The 16,213-nt window shown below is 60.7% G+C and carries 15 protein-coding genes; 10 read left to right on the forward strand and 5 right to left on the reverse strand.

The window, feature by feature from the left end:
* Nucleotides 1-352 precede the first annotated feature (352 nt).
* Entirely contained in the window at nucleotides 353-931 is a 579-nt protein-coding gene (locus ACVWNW_RS08205) for a haloacid dehalogenase-like hydrolase (protein WP_046322806.1), read from the forward strand.
* Nucleotides 932-1,017: 86 nt separating this feature from the next.
* On the opposite strand, the gene ACVWNW_RS08210 is transcribed toward ACVWNW_RS08205, so the two are convergent.
* The 5 genes from ACVWNW_RS08210 to ACVWNW_RS08230 are packed head-to-tail and all read right to left on the reverse strand — an operon-like array spanning nucleotide 1,018 to nucleotide 4,222.
* Nucleotides 1,018-2,064 carry a Gfo/Idh/MocA family protein gene (locus ACVWNW_RS08210; RefSeq protein ID WP_454482174.1) on the reverse strand — a complete coding sequence of 349 codons (1,047 nt, stop codon included), beginning with the start codon at nucleotides 2,062-2,064 and terminating at the stop codon, nucleotides 1,018-1,020.
* The gene (locus ACVWNW_RS08215) at nucleotides 2,030-2,521 is read right to left on the reverse strand and encodes a very short patch repair endonuclease (RefSeq protein WP_454482176.1); all 492 of its coding nucleotides are present in this window, start codon (nucleotides 2,519-2,521) and stop codon (nucleotides 2,030-2,032) included. The genes ACVWNW_RS08210 and ACVWNW_RS08215 overlap by 35 nt, the downstream gene beginning before the upstream one ends.
* Nucleotides 2,522-2,533: 12 nt before the next feature.
* On the reverse strand, nucleotides 2,534-3,073 hold the full coding sequence (locus ACVWNW_RS08220) for a peptidylprolyl isomerase (RefSeq protein WP_211120363.1): 540 nt from the start codon (nucleotides 3,071-3,073) through the stop codon (nucleotides 2,534-2,536).
* A 13-nt stretch (nucleotides 3,074-3,086) separates the two neighbouring features.
* On the reverse strand, nucleotides 3,087-3,458 hold the full coding sequence (locus ACVWNW_RS08225; RefSeq protein WP_110425138.1) for a YccF domain-containing protein: 372 nt from the start codon (nucleotides 3,456-3,458) through the stop codon (nucleotides 3,087-3,089).
* Entirely contained in the window at nucleotides 3,449-4,222 is a 774-nt protein-coding gene (locus ACVWNW_RS08230; RefSeq protein WP_110425139.1) for a TetR/AcrR family transcriptional regulator, read from the reverse strand. Before ACVWNW_RS08230 ends, ACVWNW_RS08225 begins: the two co-directional genes overlap by 10 nt.
* A 182-nt stretch (nucleotides 4,223-4,404) precedes the next feature.
* On the opposite strand from ACVWNW_RS08230, the gene ACVWNW_RS08235 reads away from it, so the two are divergent.
* From ACVWNW_RS08235 to ACVWNW_RS08275, 9 genes are all read left to right on the forward strand, one after another.
* Entirely contained in the window at nucleotides 4,405-6,060 is a 1,656-nt protein-coding gene (locus ACVWNW_RS08235) for an MFS transporter (RefSeq protein WP_461196357.1), read from the forward strand.
* 84 nt (nucleotides 6,061-6,144) lie between these two features.
* On the forward strand, nucleotides 6,145-7,818 hold the full coding sequence (locus ACVWNW_RS08240) for an NAD+ synthase (protein WP_110425141.1): 1,674 nt from the start codon (nucleotides 6,145-6,147) through the stop codon (nucleotides 7,816-7,818).
* Between the two features lie 5 nt (nucleotides 7,819-7,823).
* Nucleotides 7,824-8,060 carry a hypothetical protein gene (locus ACVWNW_RS08245; RefSeq protein WP_144176940.1) on the forward strand — a complete coding sequence of 79 codons (237 nt, stop codon included), beginning with the start codon at nucleotides 7,824-7,826 and terminating at the stop codon, nucleotides 8,058-8,060.
* 242 nt (nucleotides 8,061-8,302) lie between these two features.
* On the forward strand, nucleotides 8,303-10,678 hold the full coding sequence (gene pflB, locus ACVWNW_RS08250; RefSeq protein ID WP_046322815.1) for a formate C-acetyltransferase: 2,376 nt from the start codon (nucleotides 8,303-8,305) through the stop codon (nucleotides 10,676-10,678).
* Between the two features lie 98 nt (nucleotides 10,679-10,776).
* Entirely contained in the window at nucleotides 10,777-11,658 is an 882-nt protein-coding gene (gene pflA, locus ACVWNW_RS08255; protein WP_015021700.1) for a pyruvate formate-lyase-activating protein, read from the forward strand.
* Between the two features lie 351 nt (nucleotides 11,659-12,009).
* Nucleotides 12,010-13,296, forward strand: a complete 1,287-nt coding sequence (locus ACVWNW_RS08260; RefSeq protein WP_046322816.1) for an HRDC domain-containing protein — start codon at nucleotides 12,010-12,012, stop codon at nucleotides 13,294-13,296.
* Nucleotides 13,297-13,345: 49 nt separating this feature from the next.
* Nucleotides 13,346-14,722: a trigger factor gene (gene tig, locus ACVWNW_RS08265; RefSeq protein ID WP_454482181.1), complete on the forward strand. Its 1,377-nt coding sequence runs from the start codon at nucleotides 13,346-13,348 to the stop codon at nucleotides 14,720-14,722.
* 181 nt (nucleotides 14,723-14,903) lie between these two features.
* On the forward strand, nucleotides 14,904-15,491 hold the full coding sequence (locus tag ACVWNW_RS08270; RefSeq protein ID WP_029678947.1) for an ATP-dependent Clp protease proteolytic subunit: 588 nt from the start codon (nucleotides 14,904-14,906) through the stop codon (nucleotides 15,489-15,491).
* A 9-nt stretch (nucleotides 15,492-15,500) separates the two neighbouring features.
* Nucleotides 15,501-16,169 (forward strand): ATP-dependent Clp protease proteolytic subunit, encoded by a 669-nt coding sequence (locus tag ACVWNW_RS08275; protein WP_015021704.1) that lies wholly within the window; start codon nucleotides 15,501-15,503, stop codon nucleotides 16,167-16,169.
* The last annotated feature ends 44 nt before the right edge of the window (nucleotides 16,170-16,213 follow it).

The raw sequence follows: 16,213 nt of genomic DNA on the forward strand, positions 1-16,213 counted from the left end.
TTAACCCGATAACCGCATGGACCCCTTCGGCGCCGTTCCCCTTCCAGGCCTATTCCCGGCAACTCCCTAGCCTCGGCCTAGCATGGACGACGCATTTTTCATCATATCAATACCGTCGACACCATGGGGATGGTCCACAATCGGAACAGAGGCCAGGCGCATCATAATTCCCCAGGCTGCCCCTACTTGATGTCTGTACCAGTCGATCATCCAGGAACTTTCTGTCTACCTCAGGCTCTTGGGTGAAAAGGAATTGCCCCTTTGCTCGTCCAAGGTCGGGGACTATCACCGTCGTTGCTCCACGGTATGCTAAAATGTTCTCTTTTCGCGACCTAATCTGGAAAGGGCTGGCATGCGGGTACTGGACTTCGACGGCACCATCTACGATGGCGAGAGTTTGCTTGACTTCTACCTGTTCACTGCCCGCAAGGATCCGCGGGTGCTGCACTACCTGCCGGTTGCCCTCTTCTATGCCGTCCGCTACCGCTTGGGCCGGGTCACCCTGGAGCAGCTGGATTCGGCCATGCGTCGGGTGGGCTCGCGCTACCTGCGACGGTTGACCTCGCGTCCCGGCTTTGACATGGACCGGCTGGTCAGCCAGTTCTGGGATGCCAACATGCACAAAATCATGGATTGGTACACCCCCCAGGCCGACGACGTGGTGGTGACCGCCTCATTCGATCTGGTGGCCGGGGAGGCCTGCCGACGACTGGGCATCAACCACTGCATCGGCTCCACTCTGGATTTGGAGTCCCTGACCGTGGGCTACCTCAACTTCGGACCTGACAAGCCCCTGCACTTTCAGCGGACCCTGGGCCAGGAGGCGGCTATTGACGCCTTCTACACCGATTCGGCCTTCGACCTGCCCATGATCGATCTTGCCCGGCGTGCCTACCTGGTCGAGCATGGCAAGGTCCGCCGCATCAAATAGGCCAAGTCTGCCTGCATCCTCCTCCTCATTGGCAAAGACTCCTTCTGGAGGGATGATTCCATCATTGAAGCGGCCTGTGTGCTAGTTCATGATTCGAAGGGGAAGACCAATCCCCACTGGCGGCGCAGGGAGTCCATGAGCTCCATGATGCGCAGCGTGTCTTTGTGGGGCATCTGGGCGCACTCGGTCTTGCCGTCCAGGATGGCCTGTGCGGCGCTGGCCACCTCGTACTCATAACCGGTCAGCTGGTCGGGGATGGGGTAGCTCTTCCTCAATTTATGGTCCTCGTCGTACAGGTCGATGGACTCCACATTGTTGATATTGGCACACTGCAGGTAACCCTGGTCTCCCCAGATGCGGCCGGTCCGGTCGCTGACTGAGACCATGGAGCTGGTTGCTGCTCCCATGGATCCATCCTGGTAGAAAATGGTTGTGGAGTTCTGGCTGTCCACACCCTCCGGGCTGCGGACCCAATCCGTGCAGACCCGTTCGATGGGCTTGGGTCCCATGACCATGTCGATGAAGTTGAGAGGGTAGACACCCGCGTCGAGCAGGACGCCACCGGCCAGGGCGGGATCGGTCATTCTGGCCTTGCCCACGGTTACATATCCCAGGTTGGCGGTCACGGTTTTGACGGTGCCTATTTCTCCCGAGGAGATGACATCGTCGATGATGGAGCGCGAGGGCATGTACCTGGTCCAGATGGCCTCGGTGCAGAGCAGGCCGGTGCTCTCGGATGTCTCCATGACCTGCCTGGCTTGGTCGGCGTTAGCGGTGAAGGACTTCTCAACCAGCACGTTCTTCCCGGCCTTCATGCAGGCGATGGCCTGCTCGGCGTGGAGGCTGTGAGGCGTGGCGATGTAGACCAGATCCACCTGGGGATCATCCAGGAGTTCCTGGTAGGAGCCATAGGAATGCTGGAATCCATATTTTTTGGCGAAGTCGGCTGCACGATCCCCGTCCCTGGCGGCCACAGCATAGGGGGCCACCAGGTGGCTGTACTGCGGATCTTGGGCCATCATGACCACCGTTTTGGCTAGGGCGTTGGCTATACTTCCAGCGCCGAGAATGGCGAAGTTGACCCGCATTCCCTTCTGCTCAGCCTCTTGTCGTTTGCCGTTCAATCTGCTCATCCTTGACTCCTTCGTTCGAATGGCCATCTGCTGTGATGGCCTCATACAATTTCTGCAGGGTTTCTTGGGCATGACGTGCATCCAGCTCGCACTCCCAGACGGTGAAAACCCGCCAGCCCATGGCTTTCAGCTTATCGCCCTGCTCCTGATCCCGCAGACGGTTCCTTGTCAGCTTTGTGGTCCAAAACTCCACATTGGATTTGGGAAGGGAGAATTTGGCACAGCCCTGATGCATGTGCCAGAAACAGCCATTGACGAATACCATGGCCCGCCACTTGGGCAGAACCACATCAGGATGGCCCGGATACCTCTTGTCGTTCTTGCGGAACCGCAGACCGCGCGAGAAGAGGTAGGACCGGACCTGGCGTTCTATTGATGTTTCTGTGCCCCTGATTCGGGACATGGTGTAGCTGTGTGTGCCGGGCTGGAATCTGCTGGGTGTCTTTTTCGAAACCATCCCCGACACGGCTCAGAGGACTTCGACGCTGTTGATGAAGACCGGCTCAAGGGGACGGTCGCCCGAGTCGGTGGCCACGGCATCTAGCTTGTCGACCACCTGCCGGGAATCCTCATCGGCAACCTGGCCGAAGATAGTGTGGTGCCCGTTCAGCCAGGGGGTGGGAACGGTGGTGATGAAGAACTGTGATCCGTTGGTGCCATGGGTCTTTCCGGTGGCGGGGTCCCGGCGCAACCCTGCATTGGCCATGGCCAGCTTGTAGGGTTCCTCAAAGGTCAGAGAGGGGTCGATCTCATCGTCGAATTCGTAGCCGGGGCCGCCTGTGCCGGTGCCCAGCGGGCAGCCGCCCTGGATCATGAAGTCCTTGATGATCCGGTGGAAGGTCAGCCCGTCATAGAAAGGATCCTGACGCTTCTGGCCCGTCTCAGGGTCGGTCCAGTCCTTGTGGCCGGCGGCCAGATCCAGGAAGTTAGCTACGGTTTCCGGGGCCTTATCGTCAAAGAGGTCCAGGCGAATGTCGCCTTCTGAGGTATGCATGATGACTTTGCTCATATCCCCAATCCTTTCATAAGACGGCGACGCGCACCGAGGATCCAAAAGGCATCAGGGCCAGGCGGGCCATCTTGAAGGCCTGCAGGCCGAATGGTATGCCCACCACGGTCAGCATGGTGACCAGTCCGGCCGCCAGATAGGCCAGAGCCAGCCACCAGCCACCCAGGATGATCCAGAGCAGGTTGGCCAGCCAGGATCCCAGCCCGCCTCCGTAGATGACCTGTCGGCCAAATGGGGTCAGGGTGAGTCTGGCCATCTTGAAGGCCTGGACACCCAGGGGGATACCCACCACCGTCAGGCAGAGCACGATGCCCATCAGGGTCCAGGCCAGTGCAATGGCCAGTCCTCCCAGCAGCAGCCAGCAGATGTTGCCGATCAGGCGCATGTAGGTCCTTCCGTCAGTGTGGCGATGACGGCCTTGGCGCAGGCGGTCACTTTTTCAATGATGATGGTCAGCCGTTCCTGCCGCTGTTCGGGCGCTAGATCCTGGTCCAGAGCATCGATCAGTCGCATGCCGGATTGGACGATGCCACGTGTCACTTCCACGCCCATGGCAGGATCTGTTGGCCGCAGGGCTGCCCATGCCTGGATCAGCGGCTGGTTGACCTGCCGGTGGAAGTCCAGAAGGGCTTGGGCCTGCCGGTCCGTGGGTCGATCGCTCCTTGGGACGGGCTCCTGGGGGTTGGAGGGATTGCCGTAGATCAGGGTCTGGCGTAACTGTTCGTCGTGCTGCTCGGCATAGAGGTTCATCAGCCAACCATGTCCGTGCAGCCCGGCTTGTTCCAGATTGGTGCGGGTCCAAATCTCGACTGTCCGGCGCGGGTCGTCTGTCCTGCCCAAGGCTTGGTCCAGGGCCTGACCCCAGTCGGGCAGGTGCCGTTCCATGACCATGTCGCAGAGCTGGTCGGCATCCCGGGCATAGCGGTAGAGGGAGTTCCGGGCCAGATTGGTGCGTCGGGCCACCTCAGCCATGGTCAGCCGGTCGCGTCCGCCGGTGCGCAGGATGGCCTCGGCGGCGGCAATGATCTGGTCTAGTGTTTTGGCGCGGTGTTCCTGGAGCGTGGATTCGTGGATCCTGGGCATGGTCCTCCTTGGTTCGGCCTCCTGGTTGCAGCGACGATGAATCAAGCTCAGCCGGTCATGGGGCATATGATATGGCCTATTTACAGCAGAGCCAAGCCGTAAGGGTCTCTTTAGCGTGCGGCTTGTCCGCGCTGAGTGAACTTGCCAGATGGATTTTCGCGACGTATAGTCGCAAAAAATTCGCAGACCAGGGCGAGGGGGGAGATCTGATGAATGGATCGGCAAGCATAGACGTGAAGAAAGGCAGTATGAAAGGCAGCCAGGGTTCTCAGGAGACGACACCGCCCTGGCGTGCCCTCTGGGTGTTGGCCCTGGGTCTGGCCATGATTGTGCTGGATTCGTCCATTGTCAACGTCTCCATTCCTTCCATCATCGCTGCCATCCACATCAACTTGGCTCAAGCTCAATGGGTGACCGCTCTCTACAGCATCGTCCTGGCGGCCCTGCTCCTGCCTTCCGGTCGTTTGGGGGACATGATCGGACGCAAGCGGATCCTGCAGGTGGGTACGGTCATCTTTGTGTTGGGTTCCATCTTCGCTGCATCGGCCTCCTCCGGCACAATGCTGCTTCTAGCCCGGCTTGTTCAGGGAATCGGCGGCTCCCTGGTCATGCCTTCCACCTTGTCCACCGTTTCCGCCACCTTCCGGGGTCGTCACCGGGCCACTGCATTCGGCATCTGGGGGGCCGTCATGTCATCCGCTGCGGCGGTCGGTCCCTTCCTGGGCGGGGTCTTCACCAGCACCATCGGATGGCGGTGGATCTTCCTGGTCAATCTGCCTCTGGGACTGATCGTTCTCGTGACCAGCGCAGTCTTTGTGCCCGAGACCAAGTCCGCTCCCCGGCAGACTGGTGACCGGTGGGGAATGCTTGCCGACTGGAAGGGCATACTTCTTTCGGCTCTAGGGTCGGCCCTGGTGGTCTTTGCGCTGATCGAGGGGCAGACCTACGGCTGGTGGCATCCGCGTGCCGCATTTGAACTGGGCCCACTGCACTGGTCTGCAGCAGTGCCCCTGTCGCCGGTTCCGGTCAGTCTGATCCTCGGATTGGTCCTGTTGGCCGCCTTTGCGCTGACCGAGCTGGCCAGGGCACGAAAGGGCAAGATGGTCATCCTGGACGTGTCCATGTTCGCCATTGGCACCTTCGGCTGGGGCAACCTGACGGCCGCCATCGTCAACGCCGGTCAGTTCGCGGTCATGTTCATCCTGCCTCTCTACCTGATCAACGCCAGAGGCCTGAGTCCCCTGGGGGCAGGATCCATCCTGGGCGTCATGGCCCTGGGGTCAGTTGTTTCGGGGGGTCTGGCTCGAGTGGTCTCAGCCCGGCTGGGAGCTGGAGGCACGGTGCAGACGGGCCTGCTGATGGAAATCGTCGGCGTGGCCCTGTCCATTCTGCTCATGCGTGGGTCGGTGCCAGTTTGGCCCATGACCCTGACTCTGATTATCTACGGTGCTGGTCTGGGCTTTGCCTCGGCACAGCTGACCAGTCTGGTGCTGTCCGGTGTTCCGGTATCCCAGTCCGGCCAGGCTTCAGCCACCCAGTCCACCATTCGTCAGTGGGGGACTGCCCTGGGCGCTGCAGTTTCCGGTTCCGCCCTTTCCCTGGCTCTGAGTCTGGTGCTGCCAAGACATCTGACGGCCCTCAAGGGGATTTCAGTGCAGATCGCCGATGGCCTGGTCAGATCGGTTCAGTCCTCTGCAGGTAATGCCATCGTCGGCATGCGAGCTCAAGGCACCCGGGGCCGACTGGGAGCCTTGGGTCCTCAAGTGACCAATGCCTTGACTGAGGGATTCACTCAAGGCGCTCAGTGGGCCATGGGCTTTGCAGTTCTGTTGCTTCTCCTGGGACTGGTCGCCTCGGTGCTGGTGCGTCGGGCTGCTCGCAAGGCTGGGGCCGATAAGGTCTGAGGCATCCGCACCCTGCTTCTTTGCCTCGGTTTTTTGGGATTGTCTGCCGGTCAGCAGGCCCAGGCACGGTTTAGAATCATTGGTATGGTCAAACAAGAGGAACAGCCGCGGCGGGATGGCGATCTGCTGGTGGCTCTGGCTCAGATCGACACCTGTGTGGGCGATCTTGACGGCAACGCCGACATTATTATGGACTACTCCCGAAAGGCAGCCGAGCAGGGAGCGACCCTGGTAGTCTTTCCCGAGATGAGCCTGACCGGTTACCCAATCGAGGACCTGGCATTTCGTGCCAGCTTTCGTAGGGCCGCCTGGTCTAGGGCCGACCGCCTGGCCAAGGAGCTGGACGAGCAGGGTCTGGGCCATCTGTATGTGATCGTGGGGACCGTGGGCACTGATACGGATCAGGACAGGCCCCGCAATCGGCTGGTGGTCCTGCATCAGGGGCGGGTCGAGGCCGGCTACGACAAGCACTTCCTGCCCAACTACGGGGTCTTTGACGAATACAGGATTTTTACCCCGGGGGATAGGACTGTGGTCCTGGAGGTGCAGGGGCACCGGATAGGGCTGGCCATCTGCGAGGACATCTGGCAGGAGGGCGATCCCATCAGCGACCTGGCTGGCAGGGGCATTGACCTCCTGGTGACCATTAATGGCTCTCCCTTCGAGGAGGGCAAGGGGCATGTCCGCTACGAGTTAGCGGCTCGCCGGGCCAAGCAGGTCGGTGCGCCTCTGCTCTACCTGAACCAGGTGGGCGGGCAGGACGATCTGGTCTTTGACGGCGGCAGTTTCGTGGTGAACCAGGATGGCACCTTGCTGGAGCGCTCGCCTAGATTCGTCCAGGATCTGTCTACTTGGACCCTTCCTGCACCAGGGGAGCGCCCACTGCCCAGTGAGTCATGCATGGCCGAAGAGATGCCCGGGGATGAGGAGGTCTATAGGGCCTGCGTGTTGGGGCTGAAAGACTATATGGCCAAGAACCACTTTACGGGCGTCTGCCTGGGGCTGTCAGGCGGAATCGACTCGGCCCTGGTGGCCACCATGGCCGCCGATGCCTGCGGGGGGGAGCATGTACGCGGCATCTCCATGCCCAGCCGTTATTCTTCGGAAGGTTCCCGGGATGATGCTGCCGACCTGGCCCAGCGTTTGGGCGTGCGTTACGTGGTCCAAGCCATAGGCCCGGAATTTGATGCCTTCCAAGGGCAGTTGCATCTGGAAGGGGTAGCGGAAGAGAATCTGCAGGCCCGGATACGCGGCGTCATTGTCATGGCCTACGCGAATGCCGAGGGGCTTCTGGCCCTGGCCACCGGAAACAAGTCCGAGCTGGCTTGCGGCTATTCAACGATCTATGGCGATGCGGTCGGCGGCTACGCACCCATCAAGGATCTGCTCAAGACCCGTGTCTGGCAGCTGGCCCGCTGGCGCAACGCTGAGGCCCAGGCAAGGGGTGAGCGTGAGCCCATCCCGGTCAATTCCATCGTCAAGCCTCCCTCGGCCGAGCTGCGCCAAGGGCAAAAAGACTCTGATTCCCTGCCAGACTACAGCCTGCTCGACAAGGTCCTTGAGGCATACATCGAGCATGCGCATGGTCGGGCCGACCTTCTGGCCGACGGCTTCGATCCCGACACGGTCGACACGGTCATGCGGCTGGTGGATCGGGCCGAGTGGAAGCGGCGCCAGTACCCGCTGGGGCCCAAGGTCACCTCCCTGGCCTTCGGCCGGGACCGGCGGTTGCCCGTCACCAACGCTTTCAGGGAGTGATCGCTATGGGCTCCGAAGAGCAGCGGACGGCCTGGTACTTCAATACCGTCACTGGCAGACCCGAGCAGGGCAAGCTGTCTCCGCAGGACAGGCGGATGGGCCCCTACCACAGCAGGCAGGAGGCCCTCGATGCCTGGAAGATTGCCAAGCGCCGGAACAAGGAATGGGATGAAGAGGACCGCCGTTGGCGGCAGGCCTGGGAGGGTGATCCAGGGCAGGAACAGTCCTCAGCTGACAGATGAAGCTTCCGCTGGATCGCACACCAGCGTTGGCAACCAGTTGGCTGAGCAATCAGAATGGATCGGGGCTCAGGCGGTGTGCCAGGCGAGCTTGCAGGATATGGGCGTGGCGCCTATTGCGAGTCTGCTCGCAGTGTGATATAGCTCACGTCGTGATTCGGTTTCCCGTGGTAATGCGCCCCCTATACTTGAAAGTGACAGTGGTGTGAGGAAGCGCCATTGACCATATCAACAAGGAGTTGACTATGACAGCAGTTGAGACCAATACCGTCTCTCCCGCAGAGCTGCAAGCCAAGGCTTGGAAGGGCTTCAAGGGCGAGGACTGGAAGAAAGACATCGACGTTCGCGACTTCATTCAAAAGAACTACACTCCGTACACCGGTGACGAATCCTTCCTCGCGCCGGCTACAGAGAAGACCAAGTTCCTGTGGAACTACCTGGATGACAATTTCCTTGCCGTAGAGCGCAAGCAGCGCGTCTACGACGTGGACACCCACACTCCGGCGGGCATTGACGCCTTCCCGGCCGGATACATCGATGGCAAGCCTGCCGGCGAAACACAAGACGACGTGATTGTCGGCATTCAGACCGATGTCCCCTGCAAGCGTGCGATGATGCCCTATGGCGGCTGGCGTATGGTTGAGCAGGCCCTCAAGGAGGCCGGCAAGGAGCCCGATCCTGAAGTCAAGAAGATCTTCACTCGGTATCGCAAGACCCACAACGATGGAGTCTTCGATGTTTACACCAAGAGGATCAAGCTGGCCCGCCACAACAAGATTCTGACTGGTCTGCCCGATGCTTACGGCCGTGGCCGCATTATTGGCGACTACCGTCGTGTGGCCTTGTACGGCATCGACGAGCTGATTGCCCGCAAGAAGGCCGACAAGGATTCGATTCCTTACCGTAACGACTTCACCGAGGAAGAGATCGAGCACTGGATCCGCTTCCGTGAGGAGCACGCTGAGCAGATCAAGGCTCTGAAGCAGTTGCTGAACCTGGGCAAGGAGTACGGCCTGGACCTGAGCCGTCCTGCCATGAACGCCAAGGAAGCTGTGCAGTGGACCTACATGGCTTACCTGGCTTCGGTCAAGAGCCAGGATGGTGCCGCTATGTCCATCGGCCGCCTGTCTGCTTTCTTCGACGTCTACTTCGAGCGTGATCTGGCCGCTGGCCTGATCGACGAGACCGATGCCCAGGAGATCATCGACAACATCGTGATGAAGCTGCGCATCGTGCGCTTCCTGCGGACCAAGGACTACGACAACATCTTCTCGGGCGACCCCTACTGGGCCACTTGGTCCGACGCTGGCTTCGGCGACGATGGCAGGCCCATGGTCACCAAGACCTCCTTCCGTCTGCTGGCTACTCTGACCTTGGAGCACCTTGGACCCGGTCCCGAGCCCAACATCACCATCTTCTGGGATCCGAAGCTGCCTGAGGGCTACAAGCGCTTCTGCGCCCGTATCTCCATCGACACCTCCGCCATCCAGTACGAGTCCGACAAGGACATTCGCGCCCACTGGGGCGATGACGCTGCCATCGCCTGCTGCGTGTCCCCCATGAGGGTCGGCAAGCAGATGCAGTTCTTCGGCGCCCGCGTCAACTCCGCCAAGGCCCTGTTGTACGCCATGAACGGCGGCCGTGACGAGATGACCGGCATGCAGGTCATCGACAAGGACGTGATCAAGCCAGTCACCCCCAAGGAAGACGGTTCTCTGGACTTCCAGGAGGTCAAGGACAACTACGAGAAGGCCCTGGAGTGGCTGAGCGAGACCTACGTCGAGGCTCTGAACATCATCCACTACATGCACGATAAGTACGACTACGAGTCCATTGAGATGGCCCTGCACGACAAGGAGGTCTACCGCACCCTGGGTTGCGGCATGTCCGGCCTGTCCATCGCCGCTGACTCCCTGTCGGCTATCAAGTACGCCAAGGTCTACCCGATCTACAACAAGGATGCCAAGGGCACCCCTGAGTATGTCGAGGGCGCTGACGACGATCTGATCGTCAACTACAAGACCGTCGGCGAGTTCCCGATCTACGGCAACGACGACGATCGCGCCGACGACCTGGCCAAGTGGACTGTCTCCACCGTTATGGGCCAGATCAAGCGTCTGCCTGTCTATCGTGGCGCTGTGCCGACCCAGTCCATTCTGACCATTACTTCCAACGTGGAGTATGGCAAGAACACCGGGTCCTTCCCCTCCGGCCACAAGAAGGGCACCCCGTACGCTCCCGGCGCCAACCCCGAGAACGGCATGGATTCGCACGGCATGCTGCCCTCCATGTTCTCCGTGGGCAAGATCGACTACGACGACGCCCTGGACGGCATCTCGCTGACCAACACGATCACCCCTGACGGCCTGGGCCGCGACGAGGATGAGCGCATCAACAACCTGGTGGGCATCCTGGACGCTGGCAACGGCCACGGGCTCTACCACGCCAACATCAACGTCCTGCGCAAGGAGCAGCTGGAGGATGCCGTCGAACACCCCGAGAAGTACCCGCACCTGACCGTGCGCGTCTCGGGCTACGCCGTCAACTTCGTCAAGCTGACCCGCGAGCAGCAGCTCGACGTGATCTCCCGCACCTTCCACCAGGGTGCGGTGACCGACTGATCGCCCTTGTGCGATAGTCAACCGTTGATGAGACGGTGAATCATGGGGCGGGGCGCACCAAGGCCCCGCCCCCTTTTCGTCTTTTTCAGGAGGATCCAATGACGGAGACCACCACCTTCCATACCACACAGCCGCACATGCTCAAGGAATCCAAGGTCTACCAGAGCCAGACCCTGATGGGCGGCCTTTCGGGGTTCGAATCGCCCATTGGACTGGACCGGCACGACCGTATGAATGCCCTGCGCACGGGCGACATCGGATTTGTTCACTCCTGGGACATCAATACCTCAGTGGACGGGCCGGGCACAAGGATGACCGTCTTCATGAGCGGATGCCCCCTGCGCTGCCAGTACTGCCAGAATCCTGACACCTGGAAGATGCGCGATGGCCAGCCCGTATACCTGCAGGCCATGATCGATAAGGTGGCCCGCTACCAGGACCTCTTCAAAAGTACGGGCGGAGGAATCACCTTCAGCGGCGGCGAGTCCATGATGCAGGCAGCCTTTGTCTCACGCGTCTTTCGGGCCGCCAAGGAGATGGGCGTCCACACATGCCTGGACACCTCAGGCTTCCTCAATCGCAACTACACCGATGCCATGATTGACGATATCGACCTGTGCCTGCTGGACGTCAAATCCGGCGACGAGGCCACCTACAAGAAGGTGACCGGCGGCACGCTGGCCCCCACAATCGAATTCGGCAAGCGTCTGGCTGCCCGTGGCAGCAAGATTTGGGTTCGCTTCGTGCTGGTGCCTGGGCTGACCGACTCGGAGGAGAACGTCGAGAATGTCGCTCGTGTGTGCGAACAGTTCAAGGATGCCATTGAGCACATTGATGTGCTTCCCTTCCATCAGCTTGGACGGCCCAAATGGCATGAGCTGCGCATTCCCTACCCACTGGAGGATGCCAAAGGCCCCTCGGCGGCCCTGAAGGATAGGGTCAAGAAGCAGCTGGAGGCCCATGGCTTCGTGGTCTACTGAGCCTCAGAACCCTTTGTGGTTCCATGACGGACCCAGGAGAAAGCCAATTAATTTTCTTGTGACTCCCCACGGCAGATGTCGTGGGGAGTTTTGTTTGCTTGAGCGGAGACCAGCCAGCCAATCAGCGAATGACAGACTCACTCACTGTCAGATTCACTAAATGACGGGCACGCTGAATGACCGGCTTGGTAAATGATCAACCCCGTAAATCGATCAATTGTCGACGAAGTCTGCTTAGCAAGGGTTTATCGGTGGGTTGAGGCCATGGACTATGCTTTCAGGCGTGTGTTTTCCGGGCCGGTCGGTCCGGTAGCGTGATGGAAGACAAACTAAAAAAGAGGTTGAGCGCAGGTGACCACGGAACCTAAGACGCAGCTGCTTTCAGAGCCCGCCCAGGGTGTGCCGTCGGTCATCGACGATATGGCCGAATACCGCCGGGCCTGTCGAATGCTGTCAAAGGGGAGCGGTGCGCTGGCCGCGGATGCTGAACGGGCCTCTGGCTTCCGCTATGGCCACGACGACTACCTGGTCCAGTTCAAGCGCCGGGGAGCGGGGATATTCCTGCTGGACCCACCGGCGCTGATGAAGGCGGGCTGTGACTGGTCGGAATTCAATAAGGCTGTTGATGGTGCCCAGTGGATCATTCATGACTCTCCTCAGGATCTGCCTGGCTTCTATGCGTTGGGCATGAGGCCCTCCTCTCTCTTCGACACCGAGCTTGCAGCCAGGATGCTTAATCTGGGGCATTACGGCCTGTCTGCAGTGACCGCGCACTACCTGGGGCTGACGCTGGCCAAGGAGCATTCTGCCGCAGATTGGTCCTACCGCCCACTGCCGCGTGATTGGCGCAATTACGCAGCCTTGGACGTGGAGCTGCTGAATCAGGTGCGAACGCGCGAGCTGGAGGACCTGCGCAGTCACGGCAAGAATGAATGGGCCAGGCAGGAATTCGCCTGGTTGTTGGAGCAGGGCAAAATCCCCAAGCCGGAGCCTGAGCAGCCCTGGCGACATATCTCGCATATCAACGCCTTGCACAATGACCGTCGAGGCCTGGCTGTGGCCCGCTCGTTGTGGACCGTCAGGGATCAGCTGGCCAGACGCAACGATATCGCTCCGACGCTCCTCCTGCCCGACAAGGCCATCATCGAGGCCGGCAGACTCAAGCCGCACAACAACGCGCAGTTCCGAGCCATCCGATCCTTGAACGAGCGGGTCAGGATCCACACCGGCGGCGAGCAGGACCGCATGTTCGAGCGCTATGCGCCCATCCAGCGCCGGGTCAGGTCCGCAGTCTGGAAACAGGCTATTCTGGAGGCGCTGAGTCTGCCTACCGAAGAGCTGCCGGTGCCTCCCAAGCCGCGGTGTGAGGAGACCAATGCTCCCAAGTCCATGCAGATCTGGCGGCATCGTCATCCGGACCGGTTTGCAAGGCTGGAGGCAGCGCGCAAGGCGGTGACTGAAGTGGGACGCCGGACCAACACACCCGACGAGATTCTGATCAAGCCCCGCTACCTGCGCAACCTCTGCTGGACAGACGAACCGGAAAAGCGCGATGTGGCCGACTTTTTGCATCAGGAGGGTGCCCGCCCCTGGCAGGTTTCACTCCTGTCAGAGTCTCTGACTCGCGCTATTATGTAACGGTTGCCTTACTGGCAGATCAAACGGTTTGGATGAATTGGAGCGCAGCGTGAAAATCAGCGTCAGAAACCTCGAGCCCACCAAGGTCAGGCTCACCATCACCGTCGATCCCGATGAGCTGAACCCCTACCTGGATCAGGCCCGTAAGGAGATCGGCAAGCAGGTGACCATCCCCGGCTTCCGCAAAGGCCATGTGCCTGGACCCATCATCGATCAGCGCGTAGGCTTTGCCAGCGTGGCGGGCGAGGCCGTCAACGCGGGCGTGCCCGAACTCTATTCCAAGGCTCTGGAGGAGAAGCAGCTGCACGCCATGGCCCAGCCGCAGATCGATGTCAAGGACATTCCTTCCTCGGCCAAGGACGACACCAAGCTTAAGTTCACCGCCGAGGTGGAGATTCGTCCCAAGTTCGAGCTTCCCGACATTGAGGGCATGGAGATTGAGGTCCCCAAGCCTGCCGTCACCGACGAGGACGTGGACAAGCGTCTGGACAACCTGCGTCAGCGTTTCGGCACCCTGGTCAGCGTGGATCGCCCCGCCACCAAAGGTGACTACGCCAACATCGATCTGGATGCCGTCATCGACGGTGAGTCCGTGGACTCCCAGCAGGGGGTCAGCTACGAGCTGGGCTCCAACACCATGCTGGATGGCCTGGATGAGGCCCTTGACGGGCTGTCCGCCGGGGAAGAGACCACCTTCGAGGGTACCTTGGAGGCCGGCGAGCACCAGGGCGAGAAGGCCCAAATCAAGGTCAAGGTCAACTCGGTCAAGGCCGAGGAGCTGCCCGACCTGGACGACGAGTTCGCCAAGGAGGCCTCGGAGTTCGAGACCCTGAAGGAGCTGCGCGAGGACGTAAGCAAGCAGTGCCAGGTGGATGCCGAGGGTCGGCAGGCCACTGACGCCCGCGATGCCTTCATCGCCAAGCTCCAGGACGGCCTGGACATCCCGGTGCCCAAGGGCATCAAGCAGTCCATGGTGACCGATCAGCTTAAGAACACCGGCAAGGATCCCGACAAGGCCAGCAAGGACGAGAAGGCCGAGGCCGAACAGACTGTGGAGAAGGAGCTGCGCGACCAGATGACCCTGGATGCCTTGGCTGAGAAGCTGGGCATCACGGTCAGCCAGGCTGACGTGACCAACTTCCTGGCCTCCATCGCCCAGCAGTATGGTATGGATCCCAGCGCCTTCATCAACGGCATCGTCCGTAACGGCCAGCTGGGTTCGGCCGTGCAGGAGGTCGGCCGCTCCAAGGGTATGCTGGCCGGAATGCGGGCCGTCACCTTCAAGGATCCCGATGGCCAGGAGGTGGACCTGAGCCGCTTCCTGGGCGAGGATGAGTCCGAGGTCCAGGAGGAGCAGGACGAGAGCGTCCAGGCTGCCTCTGCTGCGGCTGAAGTGGCCGACCAGCTCTCCCAGGATCAGGAGTAGCTTTTTCAAAGCAGCGAACAGGGCCGCACCCAGTGGCGAAACAGCCTGGGTGCGGCCCTGTCGTAGCGGTTGCGCAAAGAGCAGAAAGACTGTGGACGCGTCGATTGCGGGGGCTACTCTCAATACAGATACGTTTATCGAAGGAGACAGGGTGAACAACTCATTGGCAACCAGTCCCGTGATGGAGGAGGGGGAGGCCCCTACGCCGACCGATCCCATCTTCAACCGACTGCTCAAGGACAGGATCATCTGGTTGGGGGACGAGGTCAAGGACGCCAACGCCAACGTCATCTGCGCACAGATGCTGATGCTGGCGGCCGAGGATCCCAAGAAGGATATCTGGCTCTATATCAACTCGCCTGGCGGCTCCATTACGGCCGGCATGGCCATCTACGACACCATGCAGCTGATCGAGCCCGACGTGGCTACGGTCGCGGTCGGCATGGCTGCTTCCATGGGCCAGTTCCTGCTTTCTAGCGGGGCCAAGGGCAAGCGCTTCGTCACCTCCCATGCGCGGGTGCTCATGCATCAGCCCTCGGGCGGTGTCGGAGGCACGGCCACTGATGTCAGGATCAACGCCGAGCTGATCATGGACATGAAGCGTACACTCTCCCAGTTGACAGCTGAGCAGACCGGCCACACCCTGGAAGAGATCTACCGGGACAACGAATACGATCACTGGTTCACGGCCCAGCAGGCCCTGGAGTATGGCTTCGTCGACCGGATCGTGACCACCCACGGCACTATGACCGCGGATCAAGGGAAGTGAGCACTCCACATGGCATCTGAAGAAGCGCAATTCGTAGCACGGGCCCGTCGACTGGCAGGCCCTCGCGGCCTGGCCGCTGTGCCCACCGACCGCTATGTGCTGCCGCAGTTCGAGGAGCGCACCCCATACGGCTACAAGCGCCAGGACCCCTACACCAGGCTCTTCGACGACAGGATCATCTTCATGGGCGTCCAGGTGGATGACACTTCATCGGACGACATTATGGCCCAGCTCCTGGTTCTGGAGAGCCAGGATCCCAATCGCGACGTGATCATCTACATCAACTCGCCGGGGGGATCCATGACGGCCATGACCGCCATCTATGACACAATGCAGTACATCAAGCCCGATGTACAGACTGTCTGCCTGGGCCAGGCTGCTTCGGCCGCTGCAGTTCTCCTGGCGGCAGGCACCAAGGGCAAGCGCTTGATCCTGCCCAACGCCCGTGTGCTGATTCATCAGCCGGCCATGGAGCAGGACTTCGGCAAGGCCACCGAGATCGAGATCCAGGCCAAGGAGATGCTGCGCATGCGCACCTGGTTGGAGGAGACCCTGGCCAAGCACACCGGTCAGGATGTGGAGAAGATCCGCAAGGACATCGAGGTGGACACCATTCTGACCGCCCAGCAGGCCAAGGACTACGGGATGGTGGACGAGGTCCTGGAGCACCGCAATTAGCACCGGTGACTGCGCGTATGATTGATCGTCCGGATGGCGGCGGG

Source organism: Bifidobacterium sp. JNUCC 75 (assembly GCF_054819865.1).

Bases quoted from the DNA above. Each gene is read 5' to 3' on its own strand.
- ACVWNW_RS08205 (WP_046322806.1), top strand. From the start codon at position 353: ATGCGGGTACTGGACTTCGACGGCACCATCTACGATGGCGAGAGTTTG.
- ACVWNW_RS08210 (WP_454482174.1), bottom strand. From the start codon at position 2,064: ATGAGCAGATTGAACGGCAAACGACAAGAGGCTGAGCAGAAGGGAATG.
- ACVWNW_RS08215 (WP_454482176.1), bottom strand. From the start codon at position 2,521: ATGGTTTCGAAAAAGACACCCAGCAGATTCCAGCCCGGCACACACAGC.
- ACVWNW_RS08220 (WP_211120363.1), bottom strand. From the start codon at position 3,073: ATGAGCAAAGTCATCATGCATACCTCAGAAGGCGACATTCGCCTGGAC.
- ACVWNW_RS08225 (WP_110425138.1), bottom strand. From the start codon at position 3,458: ATGCGCCTGATCGGCAACATCTGCTGGCTGCTGCTGGGAGGACTGGCC.
- ACVWNW_RS08230 (WP_110425139.1), bottom strand. From the start codon at position 4,222: ATGCCCCATGACCGGCTGAGCTTGATTCATCGTCGCTGCAACCAGGAG.
- ACVWNW_RS08235 (WP_461196357.1), top strand. From the start codon at position 4,405: ATGAAAGGCAGCCAGGGTTCTCAGGAGACGACACCGCCCTGGCGTGCC.
- ACVWNW_RS08240 (WP_110425141.1), top strand. From the start codon at position 6,145: ATGGTCAAACAAGAGGAACAGCCGCGGCGGGATGGCGATCTGCTGGTG.
- ACVWNW_RS08245 (WP_144176940.1), top strand. From the start codon at position 7,824: ATGGGCTCCGAAGAGCAGCGGACGGCCTGGTACTTCAATACCGTCACT.
- pflB (WP_046322815.1), top strand. From the start codon at position 8,303: ATGACAGCAGTTGAGACCAATACCGTCTCTCCCGCAGAGCTGCAAGCC.
- pflA (WP_015021700.1), top strand. From the start codon at position 10,777: ATGACGGAGACCACCACCTTCCATACCACACAGCCGCACATGCTCAAG.
- ACVWNW_RS08270 (WP_029678947.1), top strand. From the start codon at position 14,904: ATGGAGGAGGGGGAGGCCCCTACGCCGACCGATCCCATCTTCAACCGA.
- ACVWNW_RS08275 (WP_015021704.1), top strand. From the start codon at position 15,501: ATGGCATCTGAAGAAGCGCAATTCGTAGCACGGGCCCGTCGACTGGCA.